The organism is Thermohalobaculum xanthum (genome assembly GCF_016623495.1).
Classification (GTDB): domain Bacteria; phylum Pseudomonadota; class Alphaproteobacteria; order Rhodobacterales; family Rhodobacteraceae; genus Thermohalobaculum; species Thermohalobaculum xanthum.
This window is the reverse complement of record NZ_JAEHHL010000002.1, coordinates 280842-296387: the sequence shown is the minus strand read 5'-3', so window position 1 is coordinate 296387 and position 15546 is coordinate 280842. Positions and strand designations below refer to the sequence as shown.

Below are 15546 nucleotides of genomic sequence, written 5' to 3'. Positions count from 1 at the left end.
CGCGTTCAGAGGCCGCTGCGGCGCTCCACCCCCAGGCGGTCCGAGGCCGCGGCCCATTCGTCCAGCAGTCCGGTCAGTGCCACGAGGTCAGCCGGCGCCAGCGCCGTCCCGCCCGCCGCCGCACGCAGCTTGGGCATGACCTCGTCCCAGCGTGCGGCCAGCGCCTTCTGCTCGGGCGAGGCAAAGGGGTTCTGCGCCAGCTTGCCGACCTCGCCCGCGAAGAGCTCGATCTGCTGGGCGGCATCGGCGCGGATTTCCTGTGGCAGGCCGTCGATCCCGGCGAAACAGGCGCCCGAGACCGCGCTTTCGGCCTGCATCACGTGGCTGAAGGCCGAGAACTCGCCCATGGTCTGGCCCATGTCGGTCTCGCCCGCCTTGGTCAGTGCCCGGCGGCTGCCGGAATAGAGCTTGTCGACGGTCTCGGTCATGCCGTGGCCGATGGCGCGCACGCCCGCCAGCGCGCCCGGCGTGGTGTCACGGCCGCTGGTCACGCCGTCCAGTGCGCCGCGATAGCGCCACCACTGGGAGCTCAGGTCGTCGAGGCCGCGCTCGACCTGCTTGCGGATGCGCTCGTCGGGGATGGTCGCGCCATAGCCGTCGCGCATCTGCCCCAGCACCGTGTCGAAGCGCGCGCGCGCCGACTCGATCCTGGCTTCGGTGGCCGCCGCGTCCGCACCGGCCGCGCTGGCGCAGGCGCCAAGCGTCATGCGCTCGAGCAGCACGGCCTGCCAGTGCAGCGTCGCAAGCCGCGCGATCGCGCCTTCGGCCGGCGGTTGCGTCTGGGCGTTCGCACTCGGCGCACCAAGCGACACCGCAATCGCCGCGCTTGCCGCCAGTGCAAGACCAAGCCGCCGTGCCCGCCCCGTCAGCCGCGAAAATTCGACCATGCCGTCCACCCCTCAGCTCACCCACCCCAGCAACCGCCGCGAGACGCCGCGCAAGTCAATCATTCTGCGCGCCGCGGGTCCGGCATTTCCATCAGGCGGAAACCGCGCCCCGGTTGCGGTCCACCGGGGCGGGATCGGCGGCGCCGGCCCGCAACCGGGCCGGCCGTGCGTGTCAGGCCATCAGACGCGCGTCGAAGGGGTAGAGCGTCATGTTCTCGTAGCCGGTCTCGGTGATCAGGACCTGGTCTTCCAGCTTGATCGCGAACTCGCCGCCCTGCGTCTGGACGCAGGCCTCGACGCACAGCATCATCCCCGGCTCGAGCACCGCTTCGAACGCGCCCTCGCGGTAGTCCTGCGGGTAGGAGATGATCGGCCACTCGTCGCACAGCCCGACGCCGTGCATCTTGCAGCCGTAGCGGCCGGGCACGAACTCCTCGGGCAGCTGGTGGCCGCCGAAGACCAGTTCGGTGAAGCTCACGCCGGGCTTCAGCTGTTCCATGTTGCCCATGATGTGGTCATGCGCGACGCGGAACAGCCGCTTCATCTCGGCCGTCGGCTCGCCGTCGCCCACGAACCATGTCCGCGAGATGTCGGTGCACAGCCCGTAGACCCCGACCAGGTCGGTGTCGAAGGCCACGATCTCGTTGTTCTGGATGACGCGCGGCCCGCATTCCTGGAACCACGGGTTGGTGCGCGGGCCCGAGGAAAGAAGCCGCGTCTCGATCCACTCGCCGCCGCGCTTGATGTTGCCGGCGTGGAGATAGGACCACACCTCGTCCTCCGAAAGGCCTGGCCGGCAGGCGGCCTCCATCTCGGCCACGGCCATCTCGCACGAATGCATCGAGCAGCGCATCGCCTTGATTTCCTCGGCGCCCTTGATGACGCGCGTGCGCTCGGTGATCGCTTCGCCTTCCAGCACCTCGAACCCGGCCTCGACCAGCGCGTGGTAGCCGCTGAGCATGATCTTGTCGACGGCGAGGCGCCGGTTATGCCCGGCGCGGGCGCGCATGACCTCGTCGACCTGGGCGACGAAATCGCGCGCGCAATCCGCGCCGCGATCGCCGGTCGAGAAGTAGAACAGGCTCGCGCCGCCCCTGACCTCCTTCACCAGCGGGTTGAACTCGCTGAGGAAGGCGAACGAGGCGCCCTTGTATTCCCACAGCACCATGTGGCCGTCGGCGGTCAGCAACAGCGCCCGGAACGGGTTGTGGGTGTTCCACAGCTGCATGTTCGGCGCGTCGGTCGCGTAGCGGATGTTGAGCGGGTCGAACAGCAGGATGCCGCCAATATCGGCCTGCGCGATGGCGCGGGTCAGCCGCGCGTGGCGATGCGCGCGCATCGCCGGGATATCCGGCAGTTCCAGCCCCGCAGCCGCCCATTCCTCGAAGGCCAGCGCGGTCGGGCCGGTCTCGACGCGGTCGTTGTCGTCGGGCGTGTTGTCGGGCTTCATCCGCGGCTTGCGGGCGGGGTCGATCTTGCGGCGGTCGGCGTGGTGGATTTCCGGGTTCATGCGCGCGCTCCATGGTGCTATCTGCACTTAGGCGATGTTGATCACGAACGTCGCGCCACAAACGCCGAGAAGGCGTCGGTTTCAGACATGAATCGGACGGGCCCGATGGACGTCGTGAGGCGGCAGTACGAGACCTATCCCTATCCCGAGCGCGACCCGGCCGATGAATCGACGCGCCTGATCGAGGGCTCGCCCTCGCACCCGGTCGAGATCGACCATTTCCTGTTCGGCGGCAGCCGCGACTGGTCGCGGCCCTTCCGCGCGCTGGTGGCGGGCGGCGGCACCGGCGACGGGCTGATCATGCTGGCGCAGAAGCTCGCCGACATCGGCTGCCCGGCCGAGATCGTCTATCTCGACATGTCGCAGGCCTCGCGCGAGGTGGCCGAGGCCCGCGCCGCCGCCCGCGGGCTCGGCTCGATCCGCTTTCTCACGGGCGACCTCTTGACCGCGCCGGATCACGGGCCCTTCGACTACATCGACTGCTGCGGCGTGCTGCACCACCTGCCTGACCCCGACGCGGGATTTCGGGCGCTTGCCGACGCCCTGGCGCCCGAGGGCGGCGTCGGCCTGATGGTCTACGCGCCGCTTGGGCGCACCGGCGTCTACCCGCTGCAATCGGCCTTCGGTGCGCTGTTCGAGGGCGACGCGCCGGCCGAGAAGGTGGCGCTGGCCAAGGTGGCGCTGGATCGGCTGCCGCCCACCAACTGGCTTGGCCGCAACCCCTTCGTCGGCGATCACAAGCAGTCGGATGCAGGGCTCTACGACCTGCTGCTGCACGGCCGCGACCGGGCCTACCGGGTCAACGAGCTGACCGATGCGCTCGACCGCGCGGGGCTGGGTCTCGTGAGCCTTGTCGAGCCCGCGCGCTACGATCCCCTGCGCTACCTGCCCGACACGCCCCAGATGCGCGAGCGGGTTGCCCGCCTCTCGGGCCCGCAGGCGGCGGCCGTGGCCGAGAACCTGGCGGGCAACATCAAGACCCACGTCGCCTACGCCACCCGCGCGGGGCGCGAGGGGCAGGCGATGGCGCGCCCGCAGCGCGCGGGCGCCGTGCCGCGGCTTGCCGGCGTCGCCGCGCAGGCGCTGGCGGCCCATGTCGCCAAGACGGGCGAGCTACGGCTCACGCTCGACGGCCTCGAGTTCCGCCAGCCGATCCCGAAGGAAGCGGCGCGGCTGATCGCGGGCATCGACGGGCGCCGCTCGCTCCGCGCCATCGCCGAGGGCGCCGGGATCGACTGGCTCGCCTTCGCTTCGGCCTGGATGCCGGTGCACCGGGCGCTCGCGGGGTTCAACCTCCTGCATTACTCGGAAGGAGCACGGCGATGACGGCCTCACCGATCGCCAAGGCGCTCGTCGACAGCGCCCCGTGGCTTCTCGATCATGCGCCTTACGTCCCCTTCATGGAGAAGCGCACGGCGCATCCGCCGGGGCTGGTTCCCATCGATCCGGCCGAGCTGACGGTCGAACTGCCGGATTTCGGCGCACAGGTCGCCCATCGCGACCGGCTGGTGGCCGAACGCGCCGCGATCGTCCTCGGCCTCGAGCCCGCGGCGCGCGAGGCGGCGCTGGAACTCCTCGATGCGCTTGTCGCGCACCAAGTGTCGAAAGGGGCGCGGCTGGCGCCCGAGGGCGAGCATCTCGTCCGGCGCGACGGCGTCGCGGTGCCGCTCGATCGCGACGATCCGATGCGCGCCATCGCGCGGCTCGGTGCCGAGGACTGGTGCATCCTAATGCCGGGCGGTCCGGGCGGCGAGTACGTGCTGCGGGCCGGGGCGCTCTGCTTCCCGGCGCGCTGGATCCTCGCCGAGAAAATGGGCAAGCCACTGACGGCAATTCACGATCCGGTGCCGGATTACGGCGACGACCTCGCCCGCCGCGTCAACCGGATCTTCGACGCGATCCGGGTCGACCGGCCGATGTACCGGGTCAACTGGCTGGTCTACGACACCCCGGAGCCGCATCTGCCGCGGGGCGTCGCCGAGAAGAAGCACTACCTCCCCGACCCCTCGAAGGACCTGTTCCTGCGCACCGAGCGCCAGACCCTGCACCGCCTGCCCGGGACGGGGGCGGTGATCTTCGGGATCAAGACCTCGCTCACGCCACTCGCGTGCCTGTCGGCCGACGAGGCCATGGCCCTCGCCGACGGCCTTGAGGGGTTCGACGCAGCGACCGTCAGTTATCGCGGCGGTGCGCCCTACCTGTCCCGCGTCGCCTCGGTCCTGCGGGAAATCGCTGGACAGGGCAGGGGCGAGGCGGCATCGTTGCCGTCGAATTGAACGCACGTTCACTAAATTTCCGGAGGAATGGCTCATGTCGGATCCCATCGTCATCGTCGGCGCCGCCCGCACGCCCATGGGCGGCTTTCAGGGCGAGCTTTCGGGCGCCATGGCCGCGGATCTCGGCGGCGTCGCGATCAAGGCCGCGCTCGAGCGCGCGGGCGTCGACGCGGTGGATGTGGACGAGGTGCTGATGGGCTGCGTCCTGCCGGCCGGGCAGGGGCAGGCCCCGGCGCGCCAGGCCGCCTTCGCCGCGGGGCTGGGCAAGGAGGTGCCGTGCTCGACGCTCAACAAGATGTGCGGCTCGGGCATGAAGACGGTAATGATCGCGCATGACCAGCTGCGTGCGGGCAACGGCTCGGTCGTCGTCGCGGGCGGGATGGAGAGCATGACGAATGCGCCCTACCTGCTGCCCAAGATGCGCGGCGGCGCGCGGCTCGGCCACGCCCAGGTCCTCGATCACATGTTCCTCGACGGGCTCGAGGACGCCTATGACAAGGGCCGCCTGATGGGCACCTTCGCCGAGGACTGCGCCGAGAAGTACCAGTTCACCCGCGAGGCCCAGGACGAATACGCGCTGGCCTCGCTCTCGGGCGCGCTCCGCGCCGAGGAGGAAGGCCGCTTCACGCGCGAGATCGCCGCCGTCACTGTCGCCACCCGCAAGGGCAGCGTCGAGGTTGCCGGCGACGAGCAGCCGAAGAATGCCCGGCCCGAGAAGATCCCGACCCTGAAGCCCGCTTTCCGCAAGGATGGCACCGTGACCCCCGCCAACTCGTCCTCGATCTCGGATGGCGCGGCGGCGCTGATCCTGATGCGCGAGAGCGAGGCCGAGGCCAAGGGCCTGCCAATCCGGGCCCGCCTGCTGGGCCATGCCAGCCACGCGCAAGAGCCCGGCTGGTTCACCACTGCCCCCGTGCCGGCGATGCGCAAGCTGCTCGACCGGCTGGGCTGGAAGGTCGATGACGTCGATTTGTGGGAGGTGAACGAGGCCTTCGCCGTGGTGCCCATGGCCGCGATGGCGGAACTGGGCATCCCGCGCGAGAAGCTCAACGTCAATGGCGGGGCCTGCGCGCTCGGCCACCCGATCGGCGCCTCGGGCGCGCGGATCATCGTCACGCTGCTGCACGAGATGGAGCGCCAGAACCTCCGGCGCGGCGTCGCCTCGCTCTGCATCGGCGGCGGCGAAGGCACCGCGGTGGCGATCGAGCGGGTCTGAGAGGGGCGGGGCATGACGCTGCGCCTCGCCGACCGGCCCGACTGGGGCTACCTGCTGGCCGAGTTCGCCGAGCTCTACCGCCGCGGCAAGGCCGGCGGCTCGGCGCGTATCCGGGCGCATCAGCGCGCGGTCCGCGAGGCGGTCGCGCGCACGATCGCGGCGAACCCCGACGTGATCGATCGCGTACCCGAGACGAAGCCCGTCACCGCCCATCTCAAGCGCGCGCTCGACCAGGGCCGCCGCGAGTCGACCCAGTCGGTGATCCGCGCGATCGAGAGCGTGCTGCCCGAGCTCTGCTGGCTCTACGGCTACGAGAAGGTGCCCAAGGGGCTCGCGCGCAAATACGCCTATGCCGAGTTCGCGGGGCCGCACGGCCCGGTCGTCACCTCCGAGGTGATCCTGGGCATCGTCCTGTTTGCGCCGGGCTGCACCTATCCCGCCCATGCCCACGAGGGCCTGACCGAAAGCTATTATACGCTTTCCGGCGCGGTCAGCGAGAACGACGACGGCGTCTATGCCCCCGGCTCGCTCATCTTCAACCCGCCGGGCCGGATGCACCGCATCACCGTGGGTGACAGCGAGCCGTCGCTGCTCAGCTATGCCTGGCACGGGCCCTCGGACGTGCTGGCGGGGCAGAAGATGACCTTCAGCCGCAGCAAGGGCACCCGTGCATAGGGTTGACAAATCGCGCGAGTAACTTTGCAAAACTTATGCTAATCAACAGCTTGACATGGCTTTCACGCGTGAAAGGCCGAAGCGGGAGGACAACATGAAGCGCGTCAAGGACATGGTGGCCGAGGCCAATGCGGTCGTCGAGCATGCCCCGGCGAAGGATCTGCTGGACCTGCATGGGCAGGCGGGCGTCACCTTCGTCGACCTGCGCGACCCGCGCGAGCTGGAGCGCGACGGCATGATCCCGGGCGCTTTCCATTGCCCGCGCGGCATGCTCGAATTCTGGATCGACCCCGAAAGCCCCTATGCCAAGCCGCAGTTCCAGGCGGGCGGCCGCTTTGTCTTCTATTGCGCTTCGGGCTGGCGATCGGCGCTCTCGGCGAAGGTCGCGCAGGAAATGGGGCTCGACAACGTCTCCCACATCGAGGACGGCTTCAAGGGATGGCAGGCGGCGGGCGGCCCCGTGGGGCAGAAACCCGCCAGGAAGAGTGACTGACCCCGCAAGGCCGCGGCGACCGCGCGGCGACAGGAGGCGATGATGATGATCGAGACCAGACTGAACCGCCTGGCTCCCCTCGTGCTCAGCGTCCTGCGCTGCGTGGCGGGGCTGATCTTCCTTGCCCATGGCACCCAGAAGCACATCGGCTTCCCCGCGACCGAGCGGGTGGTCGATGCGTTCTCGCTGCCGTGGTTCGCCGGCGTGATCGAGGTCGTCACGGGCGTCCTGATCGCGATCGGGTTCATGACCCGCCCGGCGGCCTTCCTCGCCTCGGGCACGATGGCCTTCGCCTACTGGATCGCCCATGCGCCGCGCGACTTCTATCCGGTGAACAACGGCGGCGACGCGGCGATTCTCTACTGCTTCCTTTTCCTCTACATCGTCTTCGCCGGGCCCGGGCCACTGAGCGTCGACGCCCTGCGGCGCGGACGCGGGGCCTGAGGGCGGCAAGCGGGATCAGGAAGGGACGGACGGATGCTGACCGAAGAGCAGATCATGATCCGCGACATGGCGCGGAACTATGCCCAGGAAAAGCTGGCGCCGGCCGCGGCCCAGCGCGAGAAGGCGCGCGAGATCGAGCCCCAGGTGATCGCCGAACTGGGCGAGCTTGGGTTCCTCGGCATGACCATCGATCCCGACTGGGGCGGCGCGGGGGCCGATTACGTCTCCTACGCGCTGGCGCTGATCGAGATCGCCGCCGGCGACGGCTCGGTCTCGACCATGGTCTCGGTCCACAATGCGCCGGTCTGCGCCGTGCTCGACCGCTTCGCCACGCCCGAGCAGAAGGAGAAGTGGCTGCGCCCGCTGGCCGAGGGGCAGCACATCGGCTCCTTCGCGCTGACCGAGCCGCAGGCGGGCTCGGACGCCTCGAACCTCAAGACGCGCGCGGTCAAGACCAACGAGGGCTGGCGGATCAACGGCTCGAAGCAGTTCATCTCCTCGGCCCGCATCGGCAAGACCACCGTGCTCTTCGCCGTCACCGACCCGGACAAGGGCAAGCGCGGCATCTCGTGTTTCGTCACCGGGAACGACCGGCCCGGTTTCAGCATTGTCCGTGTCGAGGAGAAGCTGGGCCAGAAAGCATCGGACTCCTGCGCGCTCGCCTTCGAGGACATGGAGGTCCCGTTCGAGGACATGATCGGCGAGGAAGGGCAGGGCTACGCGATCGCGCTGTCGTCGCTCGAGGCGGGCCGGATCGGCATTGCCGCGCAGGCGACAGGACTGGCGCAGGCCGCCTACGAGCGGGCGCTCGCCTATGCCAAGGAGCGCACCGCCTTCGGCGGCCCGATCTTCGACCTCCAGGCGGTGCAGTTCCGGCTGGCGGAGATGGCGACCGATCTCGAGGCGGCCAAGGCGCTGGTGCTGAACGCCGCGCGGCTCAAGGACCAGGGCGTGCCCTGCCTCAAGGAGGCCTGCATGGCCAAGCTCTACTGCGCGCAGGCGGCCGAGCGGATCACCTCCGAGGCGATCCAGGTTCTCGGCGGCTACGGCTACCTCCAGGATTACGAGGTCGAGCGGATGTATCGCGACCAGAAGGTGTGCCAGATCTACGAGGGCACCAACGATATCCAGAAGCTGATCATCGCGAGGCAGATCGCATGATGCGCGGGCCCGTGATCGCGGCGCTCGCCTGCCTGACGCTCGCGGCCTGCATGGGGGCGGGCGAGGAGCGGGCCGACGGGACGATCGCCCGAGCCGTCCCGGCAATGAGCACCAAGCCGGTCGCCTTGCAGCTCCGGGACGCGTCGCGCTTTCCGCCTGCCGACGCGACCGGCCCGCTCGACGACCCGCTGACATGCCTCGCGCGCACGGTCTACTGGGAGGCGAAGGGCGAGCCGCTGACCGGACAGTCCGCCGTCGCCCATGTCGTTCTCAACCGCGTCAACGCGGATGCCTACCCCTCGGATGTCTGCGGTGTCGTCACCCAGGGCGGCCCGGCCCGGCCCTGCCAGTTCAGCTTCTTCTGCGACGGCCGGGACGACACGCCGGTCGAGGCCGATGCCTACCGCACCGCGCATCGCGTCGCCTGGGAGGCGCTGAACGGGCAGAGCGACGACCCCACACGCGGCGCGACGAGCTTCCACAATCTCAGCGTCCGCCCTGGCTGGGCGACGGCGAACCGGCGCACCACCAAGATCGGCCACCACGTCTTCTATCGCTGAGCCCGCGCCGCGGCCGATTGCTCCCGCGCCCTGCAGGGCACGCAATGCAGCCTCCCGGGGGCGGGTCTTTACGCGTGCGGGTCGGGCGCCCTAGAAGAGAGGGCGTCGGCAGGCGGGCCATTCGTGCAACGCGCCGTCGGCTCATCCGGCATCGTCTCGGGGGCGGGGTCATCCATGCGGCATATCAAGGTCTTGCGGCTGCGCAGCCGGCCTGTCCCGATGCGGCCGGGACGGTAGCATGCCGCATCACGAGATCGCGATCGCGGGGGAGCGGCACGCCCTGGTGCCGCTGATCGGCACGATCCTTCTCGGGGCTGCGGGCGGCTGGGTGGCATCGCTGATCGGCACGCCGCTGCCCTGGCTCCTCGGGGCGGTGGTGGCAGTCGGCACTGCGGCGCTTCTGGACCTGCGGCTGGGCGGTGGCACGGTGACCTTTCCGGTCCGGCTGCGCTTTCTCTTCGTGCCGATCATCGGCGTCGGCATCGGCGGCGCCTTCACGCCCGAACTGATCCGGGCGGCGGCCGGCTGGTGGCCGAGCCTGATCGGGCTTTTCATCTACGTGCCGCTGGCGCACGCGCTGGCCTACCTGATCTACCGCCGCCTCGGGCGCTACGACCGTCCGACAGCCTATTTCTCGTCGATGCCGGGCGGCCTGATCGAGGCGATCGCGATGGGCGAGGTCGCGGGCGCGGACCGCGCGGTGCTGAACCTGCTGCAGTTCTCGCGCCTGATCATGTGCATTCTGATCGTGCCGCTCGCCGTAACCGCCTACGAGGGCTTCGCGGTCGGCAGCGCCGCGGGGGTCATGCTCAAGGGCGCGCTGAACCCGATCGGGGTCTGGGACGTGCTGGTGCTGCTCGCGGCCGGTGCGTCGGGGGTGCTGGTCGCGCTACGGATCGGCATGCCGGCCGCGATCATCACCGGGCCGATCGTCATGAGCGGTGCCGTCCACCTGGCCGGGCTGACCGATGCCGACCCGCCGGCCTTCCTGATCCAGTTCACCCAGTTCGTGGTCGGCTGCTCGCTGGGCGTGCGCTTCGCCGGCATGGGCCGCCGGGCGGCGGCCAAGGGGCTGGCCATGGCTTTTCTCAGCGTCGCGTCGGTGCTTCTCCTCGCCGTTCTTGCCGGCGCCGTGCTGTACCGCGCGGTCGGCGAGTCGGTCGAGGCGGTCGTTCTGGCCTTCGCGCCGGGCGGCGTCACCGAGATGTCGCTGATCGCGCTGTCGCTGAATGTCAGCGTGGTCTATGTGGCGGCGCATCACGTGGTGCGCATCCTCTACACCGTGTTCATCGCCCGGATGGTCTGGCTTCGGATCGGGCGGCAGGGCTAGCCGCCCGAGAGCGGCGCGCGTGCTTGCCGCCACGCGCGGGCGATGCCAGCGTCACCCCATGCAATGGAGGGGAAGTTCATGCGCAACCTGACCGTCGCGATCACCCAGATGGAATGCGGCGACGATGCCGCCGCAAACCGCGACCGGGCCGAGACGCTGGTGCGCCGGGCCGCGGGGCAGGGCGCGCAGGTGATCCTGCTGCAGGAGCTCTTCGAGACCCCCTATTTCTGCAAGGCCGAGGACCCGGCGATGTTCGCGCTGGCGCGCCCGTTCGAGCGTGACCAGGTCATCGGCCGCTTTGCGGCGCTGGCCCGCGAGCTGAGCGTCGTTCTGCCCTTCAGCTTCTTCGAGCGCGCGGGCCAGGCGCATTTCAACACGCTTGCCATGATCGACGCCGATGGGCGCGTGCTGGGTCGCTACCGCAAGGCGCATATCCCGGACGGGCCCGGCTACGAGGAGAAGTATTACTTCTCGCCGGGCGATACGGGCTTCCGCGTGTGGGATACCGCCTTCGGCCGGATCGGCGCGGGGATCTGCTGGGACCAGTGGTTCCCGGAATGCGCCCGGGCCATGGCGCTGATGGGGGCGGAACTGTTGCTCTACCCGACCGCGATCGGTTCCGAGCCGCCGTCGCCGGGCTACGACAGCTCGACCCACTGGCAGAACACGATGCGGGGCCACGCGGCGGCGAACCTCATGCCGCTGGCGGCGTCCAACCGCGTCGGGCGCGAGGTGCAGGGTGGCACCGAGCTGACCTTCTACGGCCGCAGCTTCATCGCCGATCACACCGGCGAGGTGGTGGCCGAGGCGGCGCGCGACGGCGAGGCGGTGCTCTGCCACAGCTTCGATCTCGATGCCATTGCCGAGCTGCGCCGCGCATGGGGCCTGTTCCGCGACCGGCGGCCCGAGCTTTACGGGGCGCTTGGCACGCTGGATGGGGCGGCGCCCACGCGCTGATCGGGCCGCAGCCGCGCCATGGCAAAGGGCGCGGCCCCATCGGACCGCGCCCCGCGTGCTGCGCCGCGACTCAGGACGTCACTTCGTCAGTTCGGTCCAGATCGCGGTGTAGTAGTCCTGCGCTTCCTTCGAGCAGGTCTTGTTGAACTTGCCGGCGCCCGCCAGCTCGGGCGGCATGTTGATCTCGGGCGCGTCCTTCATGTCTTCCGGCATGAAGGCCTCCGATCCCTTGATGCCGTTCGCATAGCGCGCGAAGGCCGAGATCAGCGCGGCGTTCTCGGGCTCCATGATGAAGTTCAGGAACAGCTTGGCGTTCTCGACGTTCTGGGCGTCCGCGAGGATCGCGGCCGAATCCATCCACAGCGGGAAGCCTTCCTGCGGGTAGCCGTATTCGACCGGCGGATTTGCCAGGCGCGCCCGGAAGGTCGAGCCATTCCAGTTCACGCTGGCGCGCCACTCGCCCGAGCTGAGCTTGTCGGTCGTGCCGTAATCCATCGACAGCCATTTCGGCTTCGCGGCCATCAGCGCGTCGCGGGCGGCCTTGAGCTTCTCCTTGTCGGTCGAGCACGACTCTCCGCCGACATACATCAGCGCCAGCGCCATGACGTCGGCCATCTCGGGCACGACGTTCACCTTGCCCACGAGCTCCTCGGGCGGATCGAGGAAGATCTTCGAGGTGTTGATGTCGCCCGTGTAGTCCTCGCGGTTCACCGCGACCCCGGTCGAGCCCCACTGCCAGGGCACCGTGTAGTGCCGGCCCGGATCCCAGTCTACGTCCACCCACTGCGGGTCCATGTTCTTGAAGTTCTCCATCTGGTCGGGGCGGCTCTCCAGCAGCAGCCCCTCGGAGATGAAGATCGGCACGTAGGAATGCGACGGCACGACGATGTCGAAGCCGTGTCCGCCGGCCTTGACCTTGGCGAGCGCGGTCGAGTTCGAGTCGTAGTCGGTGATCGTCACCTCGACATCGTGCTCTTTCGAGAACTTCTCGATCAGCTCGGGGTTGGTGTAGTTGCCCCAGTTAAAGATGTTGAGCTTGCCGGCCGCGGTCGCGGGCCCGGCGGCGACCAGCGCGGCGAGCGCCGTTGCCGTGAACATCAGACGTGCTTTCATTTTATTCTCCCTGTTATCGGTTTGGTCTTGCGGTCTTGCCGGGTCAGGCCTTCTTTCGGTTGAGGACGAAGAAGGCAGAAACGATCGCGACCGAGATGAAGAGCAGAACGGTCGAGATCGCGTTGATCTCGGGCGTCACGGCGCGGCGCAGCTGTCCCAGCATGTAGGTCGGCAGTGTATCCTGCCCGGCGGATTTCACGAACTCGGTGATGACCACGTCGTCGAGCGAGATCACGAAGGCCAGCATGGCACCGGCGACGATGCCCGGCATCATCAGCGGCAGCGTCACCCGCCGGAACGCGCGCCACGGGGTGGCATAGAGGTCGGCCGCCGCGGTCTCGAGGCTGCGGTCGAGCCCTTCGAGCCGCGCGCGGATCGGCAGGTAGGCAAAGGGGATGCAGAATGCCGTGTGGGCGAGGATGAGGTAGCCGAGGCCCGAATAGCCCGTCGCCTGCTTGACCGTCGCGAAGACGATCAGCAGGGCGACGCCGGTGACGATCTCGGGCACCATCAGCGGCTGGTTGATCAGCGCGTAGATCGTGGTCTGGCCGCGGAACGGCCGCACCCGGGTGGTGCCCAGCGCCGCCATCGTCGCCAGGACGGTCGCGAAGACCGAGGCGAAGCTTGCCACGATGACCGAGCGCACGGCCGCGTCCTGGATCTGCTGGTTGTGCATCGCGGCCTCGTACCAGCGCCACGAGAACCCCTCCCACAGCGCCACCGACATGCCCGCGTTGAACGAGTAGATGACCAGCGTCACGATCGGGGCGTAGAGCACCAGGAAGGTCGCGAGCGCGATCGCGACGAATCCCGGCATCCTGCGGATGTCGAAGCTGGCGCGCTCACTCACGGCTTGCCGCCTCCTTCTGGACGATGCGGACATAGAAGATCAGCGCCACCATGACGATCACCAGCAGGGTGAGCGAGAGCGCCGCGCCCAGCGGCCAGTTGCGCCCCTGGCCGAACTGCAGCTCGATCAGGTTGCCCAGCATCATGTTCTTGCCGCCGCCAAGCACCCGGGGCGTGACATAGGCGCCCAGCGACGGGATGAAGACGAGGATCGAGCCCGCGATCAGCCCCGGCTTGACCAGCGGCACGACGATCCGGCGCAGCACCCGCCAGCGGCTGGCATAGAGGTCGTAGGCGGCCTCGATCAGCCGGAAATCCAGCCGCTCCATCGCCGCATAGAGCGGCAGCACCATCAGCGGCAGGTAGACATAGGCCATGCCCAGAAGGATGGCGAAGTCGGTGTACATCATCTGGATCGGCCGCTCGATGACGCCCGCCGTCATCAGCACGGTGTTCACGATCCCCTCGCTGCGGATGACCTCCATGATCGCGAAGGTGCGGATCAGAAGGTTCGTCCAGAACGGGATCGTGATCAGGAAGAGCCAGACGTTGCGGCTCTCGCGGCTGCGGGTGGCGATGAACCACGCGGTCGGAAACCCAAGCGCGATGCAGATCAGCGTCGTCAGCATCGACAGCCTGACCGAGCGCCAGAAGATCGTCAGATGCGCGTCAGCGATGCCCACCGTGTCGTCGAAGATGTCGCGCGAAAGGAAGACCTTGAACCACCCCTCGCCGGACAGCGACCACACGACGCCGCCATAGTCGCCCGCGGCGAGGAACGAGTAGACGAGAACGATCAGGAGCGGTCCCGACGCCGCGGTCACGAGGACTAAGAGCGCCGGCGCCGAGAGGAGCCACGACGTGCGCACCTCGCGCTTGCGCGCCTCGTCCGCCAGATTCAGCGCGCCCGTCCGCGCGGGCGCGGGCGCGGGATGGCTGGCGTCGACGCTGGGTTTCGGGGCGTGCATCGCTAGTCTCTCAGGACCTGGACCGATCGCGGTCCCAGGCTGATGCCGACCGCGGCTCCGGGCTCCAGCGTCTCGGTGACGCCACGGCTGTTCTGCCGGCGCACGATGAAGCTGCCGCCCGAGCCGAGCGCGACGTGGTAATGCGTGTCCGTGCCGAAATAGACGATTTCCTTCAGCGTGCCCGTCAGCGCCGCGTCCTCGGCGCCCGAGGTCAGCGCCGCGTGCTCGGGCCTGATCGAGACCGAGACGCGGCGCGGCGCGGTCATCCCCTCGGGCACGGATGCCTCGATCTCGTGACCCGAGCCGAGGCGCAGCCGGCCGGAAGCGCCGCCGGTCAGAAGCTCGGCCTCGAGGAAGTTCGAATCGCCGATGAAGTCCGCGACGAAGCGCTGCTCGGGCCGGTCATAGATCTCGCGCGGACTGCCGATCTGGAGGATCGTGCCCTGGTTCATCACCGCGATCCTGTCGGACATCGTCAGCGCCTCCTCCTGGTCGTGGGTGACGAAGACGAAGGTGATGCCGGTCTCGGACTGCAGGCGCTTGAGCTCGATCTGCATGTCCTTGCGCAGCTTGTAGTCGAGCGCCGAGAGCGGCTCGTCGAGCAGCAGTACCTTGGGATGCGGCGCCAGCGCCCGGGCCAGCGCCACGCGCTGCTGCTGGCCGCCCGAGATCTGGTCGGTGCGCCGGTCGGCCAGTGCCTCCATCCGCACGAGGCTCAGCATCTGCGCGACGGTCGCGGCGACCTCGGCCTTGGGACGGTCGAGCATCTCGAGCCCGAAGCCGATGTTCTGCGCCACCGTCATGTGCGGGAACAGCGCGTAGGACTGGAAGACAGTGTTCACGGGGCGCTGGAACGGCGCAAGCTGCGAGATGTCCTCGCCGTCGAGCTCGATCCGCCCCGAGGTGGGGTGATCGAAGCCCGCGATCAGGCGCAGCAGCGTGGTCTTGCCGCAGCCGGACGGGCCGAGCAGCGTGAAGAACTCATTCTTGCGGATGTCGACCGACACATCGCTGAGGGCATGGAATGCGGATGCGCCTTCGCCGAAAGTCTTGGTGACCCCGCTCACGCGGATCGAGATCTCGCTTTCGGTCATTGAAACCCCTCGT

At 68.9% G+C, this 15546-nt stretch carries 16 protein-coding genes; 10 read left to right on the top strand and 6 right to left on the bottom strand.

From position 1 onward, the window contains the following. Positions 1-5: 5 nt before the first annotated feature. Together H0I76_RS06350 and dddP are read right to left on the bottom strand one after the other, a co-directional pair. Positions 6-887 (bottom strand): hypothetical protein, encoded by an 882-nt coding sequence (locus H0I76_RS06350; RefSeq protein ID WP_200608431.1) that lies wholly within the window; start codon positions 885-887, stop codon positions 6-8. A 172-nt stretch (positions 888-1059) separates the two neighbouring features. Next, a complete protein-coding gene (dddP, locus tag H0I76_RS06345) occupies positions 1060-2397 on the bottom strand; it encodes a dimethylsulfonioproprionate lyase DddP (protein WP_200608429.1) in 1338 nt (445 codons plus the stop codon). A gap of 105 nt (positions 2398-2502) precedes the next feature. Between dddP and H0I76_RS06340 the strand changes: the two genes are divergently transcribed. From H0I76_RS06340 to aguB, 10 genes are all read left to right on the top strand, one after another. After that, the gene (locus H0I76_RS06340) at positions 2503-3723 is read left to right on the top strand and encodes a class I SAM-dependent methyltransferase (protein ID WP_200608427.1); all 1221 of its coding nucleotides are present in this window, start codon (positions 2503-2505) and stop codon (positions 3721-3723) included. Beyond that, positions 3720-4673 (top strand): heme-dependent oxidative N-demethylase family protein, encoded by a 954-nt coding sequence (locus H0I76_RS06335; RefSeq protein WP_200608425.1) that lies wholly within the window; start codon positions 3720-3722, stop codon positions 4671-4673. Before H0I76_RS06340 ends, H0I76_RS06335 begins: the two co-directional genes overlap by 4 nt. A 34-nt stretch (positions 4674-4707) precedes the next feature. Further along, positions 4708-5889 carry an acetyl-CoA C-acyltransferase gene (locus H0I76_RS06330; protein WP_200608423.1) on the top strand — a complete coding sequence of 394 codons (1182 nt, stop codon included), beginning with the start codon at positions 4708-4710 and terminating at the stop codon, positions 5887-5889. A gap of 12 nt (positions 5890-5901) precedes the next feature. Further along, complete coding sequence (locus H0I76_RS06325) at positions 5902-6564, top strand: dimethylsulfonioproprionate lyase family protein (protein ID WP_200608421.1); 663 nt, start codon at positions 5902-5904, stop codon at positions 6562-6564. Between the two features lie 94 nt (positions 6565-6658). After that, a complete protein-coding gene (locus H0I76_RS06320; protein WP_200608418.1) occupies positions 6659-7057 on the top strand; it encodes a rhodanese-like domain-containing protein in 399 nt (132 codons plus the stop codon). Between the two features lie 45 nt (positions 7058-7102). Beyond that, on the top strand, positions 7103-7501 hold the full coding sequence (locus H0I76_RS06315; protein WP_200608416.1) for a DoxX family protein: 399 nt from the start codon (positions 7103-7105) through the stop codon (positions 7499-7501). A 33-nt stretch (positions 7502-7534) separates the two neighbouring features. Then, positions 7535-8662: an acyl-CoA dehydrogenase family protein gene (locus H0I76_RS06310; protein WP_200608414.1), complete on the top strand. Its 1128-nt coding sequence runs from the start codon at positions 7535-7537 to the stop codon at positions 8660-8662. Next, positions 8659-9222, top strand: coding sequence for a cell wall hydrolase (locus H0I76_RS06305; protein ID WP_200608412.1), 564 nt, complete (start codon positions 8659-8661; stop codon positions 9220-9222). The genes H0I76_RS06310 and H0I76_RS06305 overlap by 4 nt, the downstream gene beginning before the upstream one ends. A 238-nt stretch (positions 9223-9460) precedes the next feature. After that, positions 9461-10552 carry an AbrB family transcriptional regulator gene (locus tag H0I76_RS06300; protein ID WP_200608410.1) on the top strand — a complete coding sequence of 364 codons (1092 nt, stop codon included), beginning with the start codon at positions 9461-9463 and terminating at the stop codon, positions 10550-10552. A gap of 78 nt (positions 10553-10630) precedes the next feature. Beyond that, on the top strand, positions 10631-11509 hold the full coding sequence (aguB, locus tag H0I76_RS06295) for an N-carbamoylputrescine amidase (protein ID WP_200608408.1): 879 nt from the start codon (positions 10631-10633) through the stop codon (positions 11507-11509). 78 nt (positions 11510-11587) lie between these two features. Here the strand turns inward: aguB and H0I76_RS06290 are convergent, their stop codons facing one another. Genes H0I76_RS06290 through H0I76_RS06275 form a run of 4 tightly spaced genes read right to left on the bottom strand, consistent with a single transcriptional unit; the run spans position 11588 to position 15533 of the window. Further along, the gene (locus H0I76_RS06290) at positions 11588-12622 is read right to left on the bottom strand and encodes an extracellular solute-binding protein (RefSeq protein ID WP_407704254.1); all 1035 of its coding nucleotides are present in this window, start codon (positions 12620-12622) and stop codon (positions 11588-11590) included. A 43-nt stretch (positions 12623-12665) separates the two neighbouring features. Next, on the bottom strand, positions 12666-13505 hold the full coding sequence (locus H0I76_RS06285) for an ABC transporter permease (RefSeq protein ID WP_200608406.1): 840 nt from the start codon (positions 13503-13505) through the stop codon (positions 12666-12668). Then, the gene (locus H0I76_RS06280) at positions 13465-14439 is read right to left on the bottom strand and encodes an ABC transporter permease (RefSeq protein WP_200608404.1); all 975 of its coding nucleotides are present in this window, start codon (positions 14437-14439) and stop codon (positions 13465-13467) included. The genes H0I76_RS06285 and H0I76_RS06280 overlap by 41 nt, the downstream gene beginning before the upstream one ends. Before the next feature lie 2 nt (positions 14440-14441). Then, entirely contained in the window at positions 14442-15533 is a 1092-nt protein-coding gene (locus H0I76_RS06275; protein WP_200608402.1) for an ABC transporter ATP-binding protein, read from the bottom strand. Positions 15534-15546: the final 13 nt, after the last annotated feature.

What these genes read in the sequence shown, in the direction of transcription:
- H0I76_RS06350 (WP_200608431.1), bottom strand. Translation starts at nt 887, where the DNA reads ATGGTCGAATTTTCGCGGCTGACGGGGCGGGCACGGCGGCTTGGTCTT.
- dddP (WP_200608429.1), bottom strand. Translation starts at nt 2,397, where the DNA reads ATGAACCCGGAAATCCACCACGCCGACCGCCGCAAGATCGACCCCGCC.
- H0I76_RS06340 (WP_200608427.1), top strand. Translation starts at nt 2,503, where the DNA reads ATGGACGTCGTGAGGCGGCAGTACGAGACCTATCCCTATCCCGAGCGC.
- H0I76_RS06335 (WP_200608425.1), top strand. Translation starts at nt 3,720, where the DNA reads ATGACGGCCTCACCGATCGCCAAGGCGCTCGTCGACAGCGCCCCGTGG.
- H0I76_RS06330 (WP_200608423.1), top strand. Translation starts at nt 4,708, where the DNA reads ATGTCGGATCCCATCGTCATCGTCGGCGCCGCCCGCACGCCCATGGGC.
- H0I76_RS06325 (WP_200608421.1), top strand. Translation starts at nt 5,902, where the DNA reads ATGACGCTGCGCCTCGCCGACCGGCCCGACTGGGGCTACCTGCTGGCC.
- H0I76_RS06320 (WP_200608418.1), top strand. Translation starts at nt 6,659, where the DNA reads ATGAAGCGCGTCAAGGACATGGTGGCCGAGGCCAATGCGGTCGTCGAG.
- H0I76_RS06315 (WP_200608416.1), top strand. Translation starts at nt 7,103, where the DNA reads ATGATCGAGACCAGACTGAACCGCCTGGCTCCCCTCGTGCTCAGCGTC.
- H0I76_RS06310 (WP_200608414.1), top strand. Translation starts at nt 7,535, where the DNA reads ATGCTGACCGAAGAGCAGATCATGATCCGCGACATGGCGCGGAACTAT.
- H0I76_RS06305 (WP_200608412.1), top strand. Translation starts at nt 8,659, where the DNA reads ATGATGCGCGGGCCCGTGATCGCGGCGCTCGCCTGCCTGACGCTCGCG.
- H0I76_RS06300 (WP_200608410.1), top strand. Translation starts at nt 9,461, where the DNA reads ATGCCGCATCACGAGATCGCGATCGCGGGGGAGCGGCACGCCCTGGTG.
- aguB (WP_200608408.1), top strand. Translation starts at nt 10,631, where the DNA reads ATGCGCAACCTGACCGTCGCGATCACCCAGATGGAATGCGGCGACGAT.
- H0I76_RS06290 (WP_407704254.1), bottom strand. Translation starts at nt 12,622, where the DNA reads ATGAAAGCACGTCTGATGTTCACGGCAACGGCGCTCGCCGCGCTGGTC.
- H0I76_RS06285 (WP_200608406.1), bottom strand. Translation starts at nt 13,505, where the DNA reads ATGTCCGCATCGTCCAGAAGGAGGCGGCAAGCCGTGAGTGAGCGCGCC.
- H0I76_RS06280 (WP_200608404.1), bottom strand. Translation starts at nt 14,439, where the DNA reads ATGCACGCCCCGAAACCCAGCGTCGACGCCAGCCATCCCGCGCCCGCG.
- H0I76_RS06275 (WP_200608402.1), bottom strand. Translation starts at nt 15,533, where the DNA reads ATGACCGAAAGCGAGATCTCGATCCGCGTGAGCGGGGTCACCAAGACT.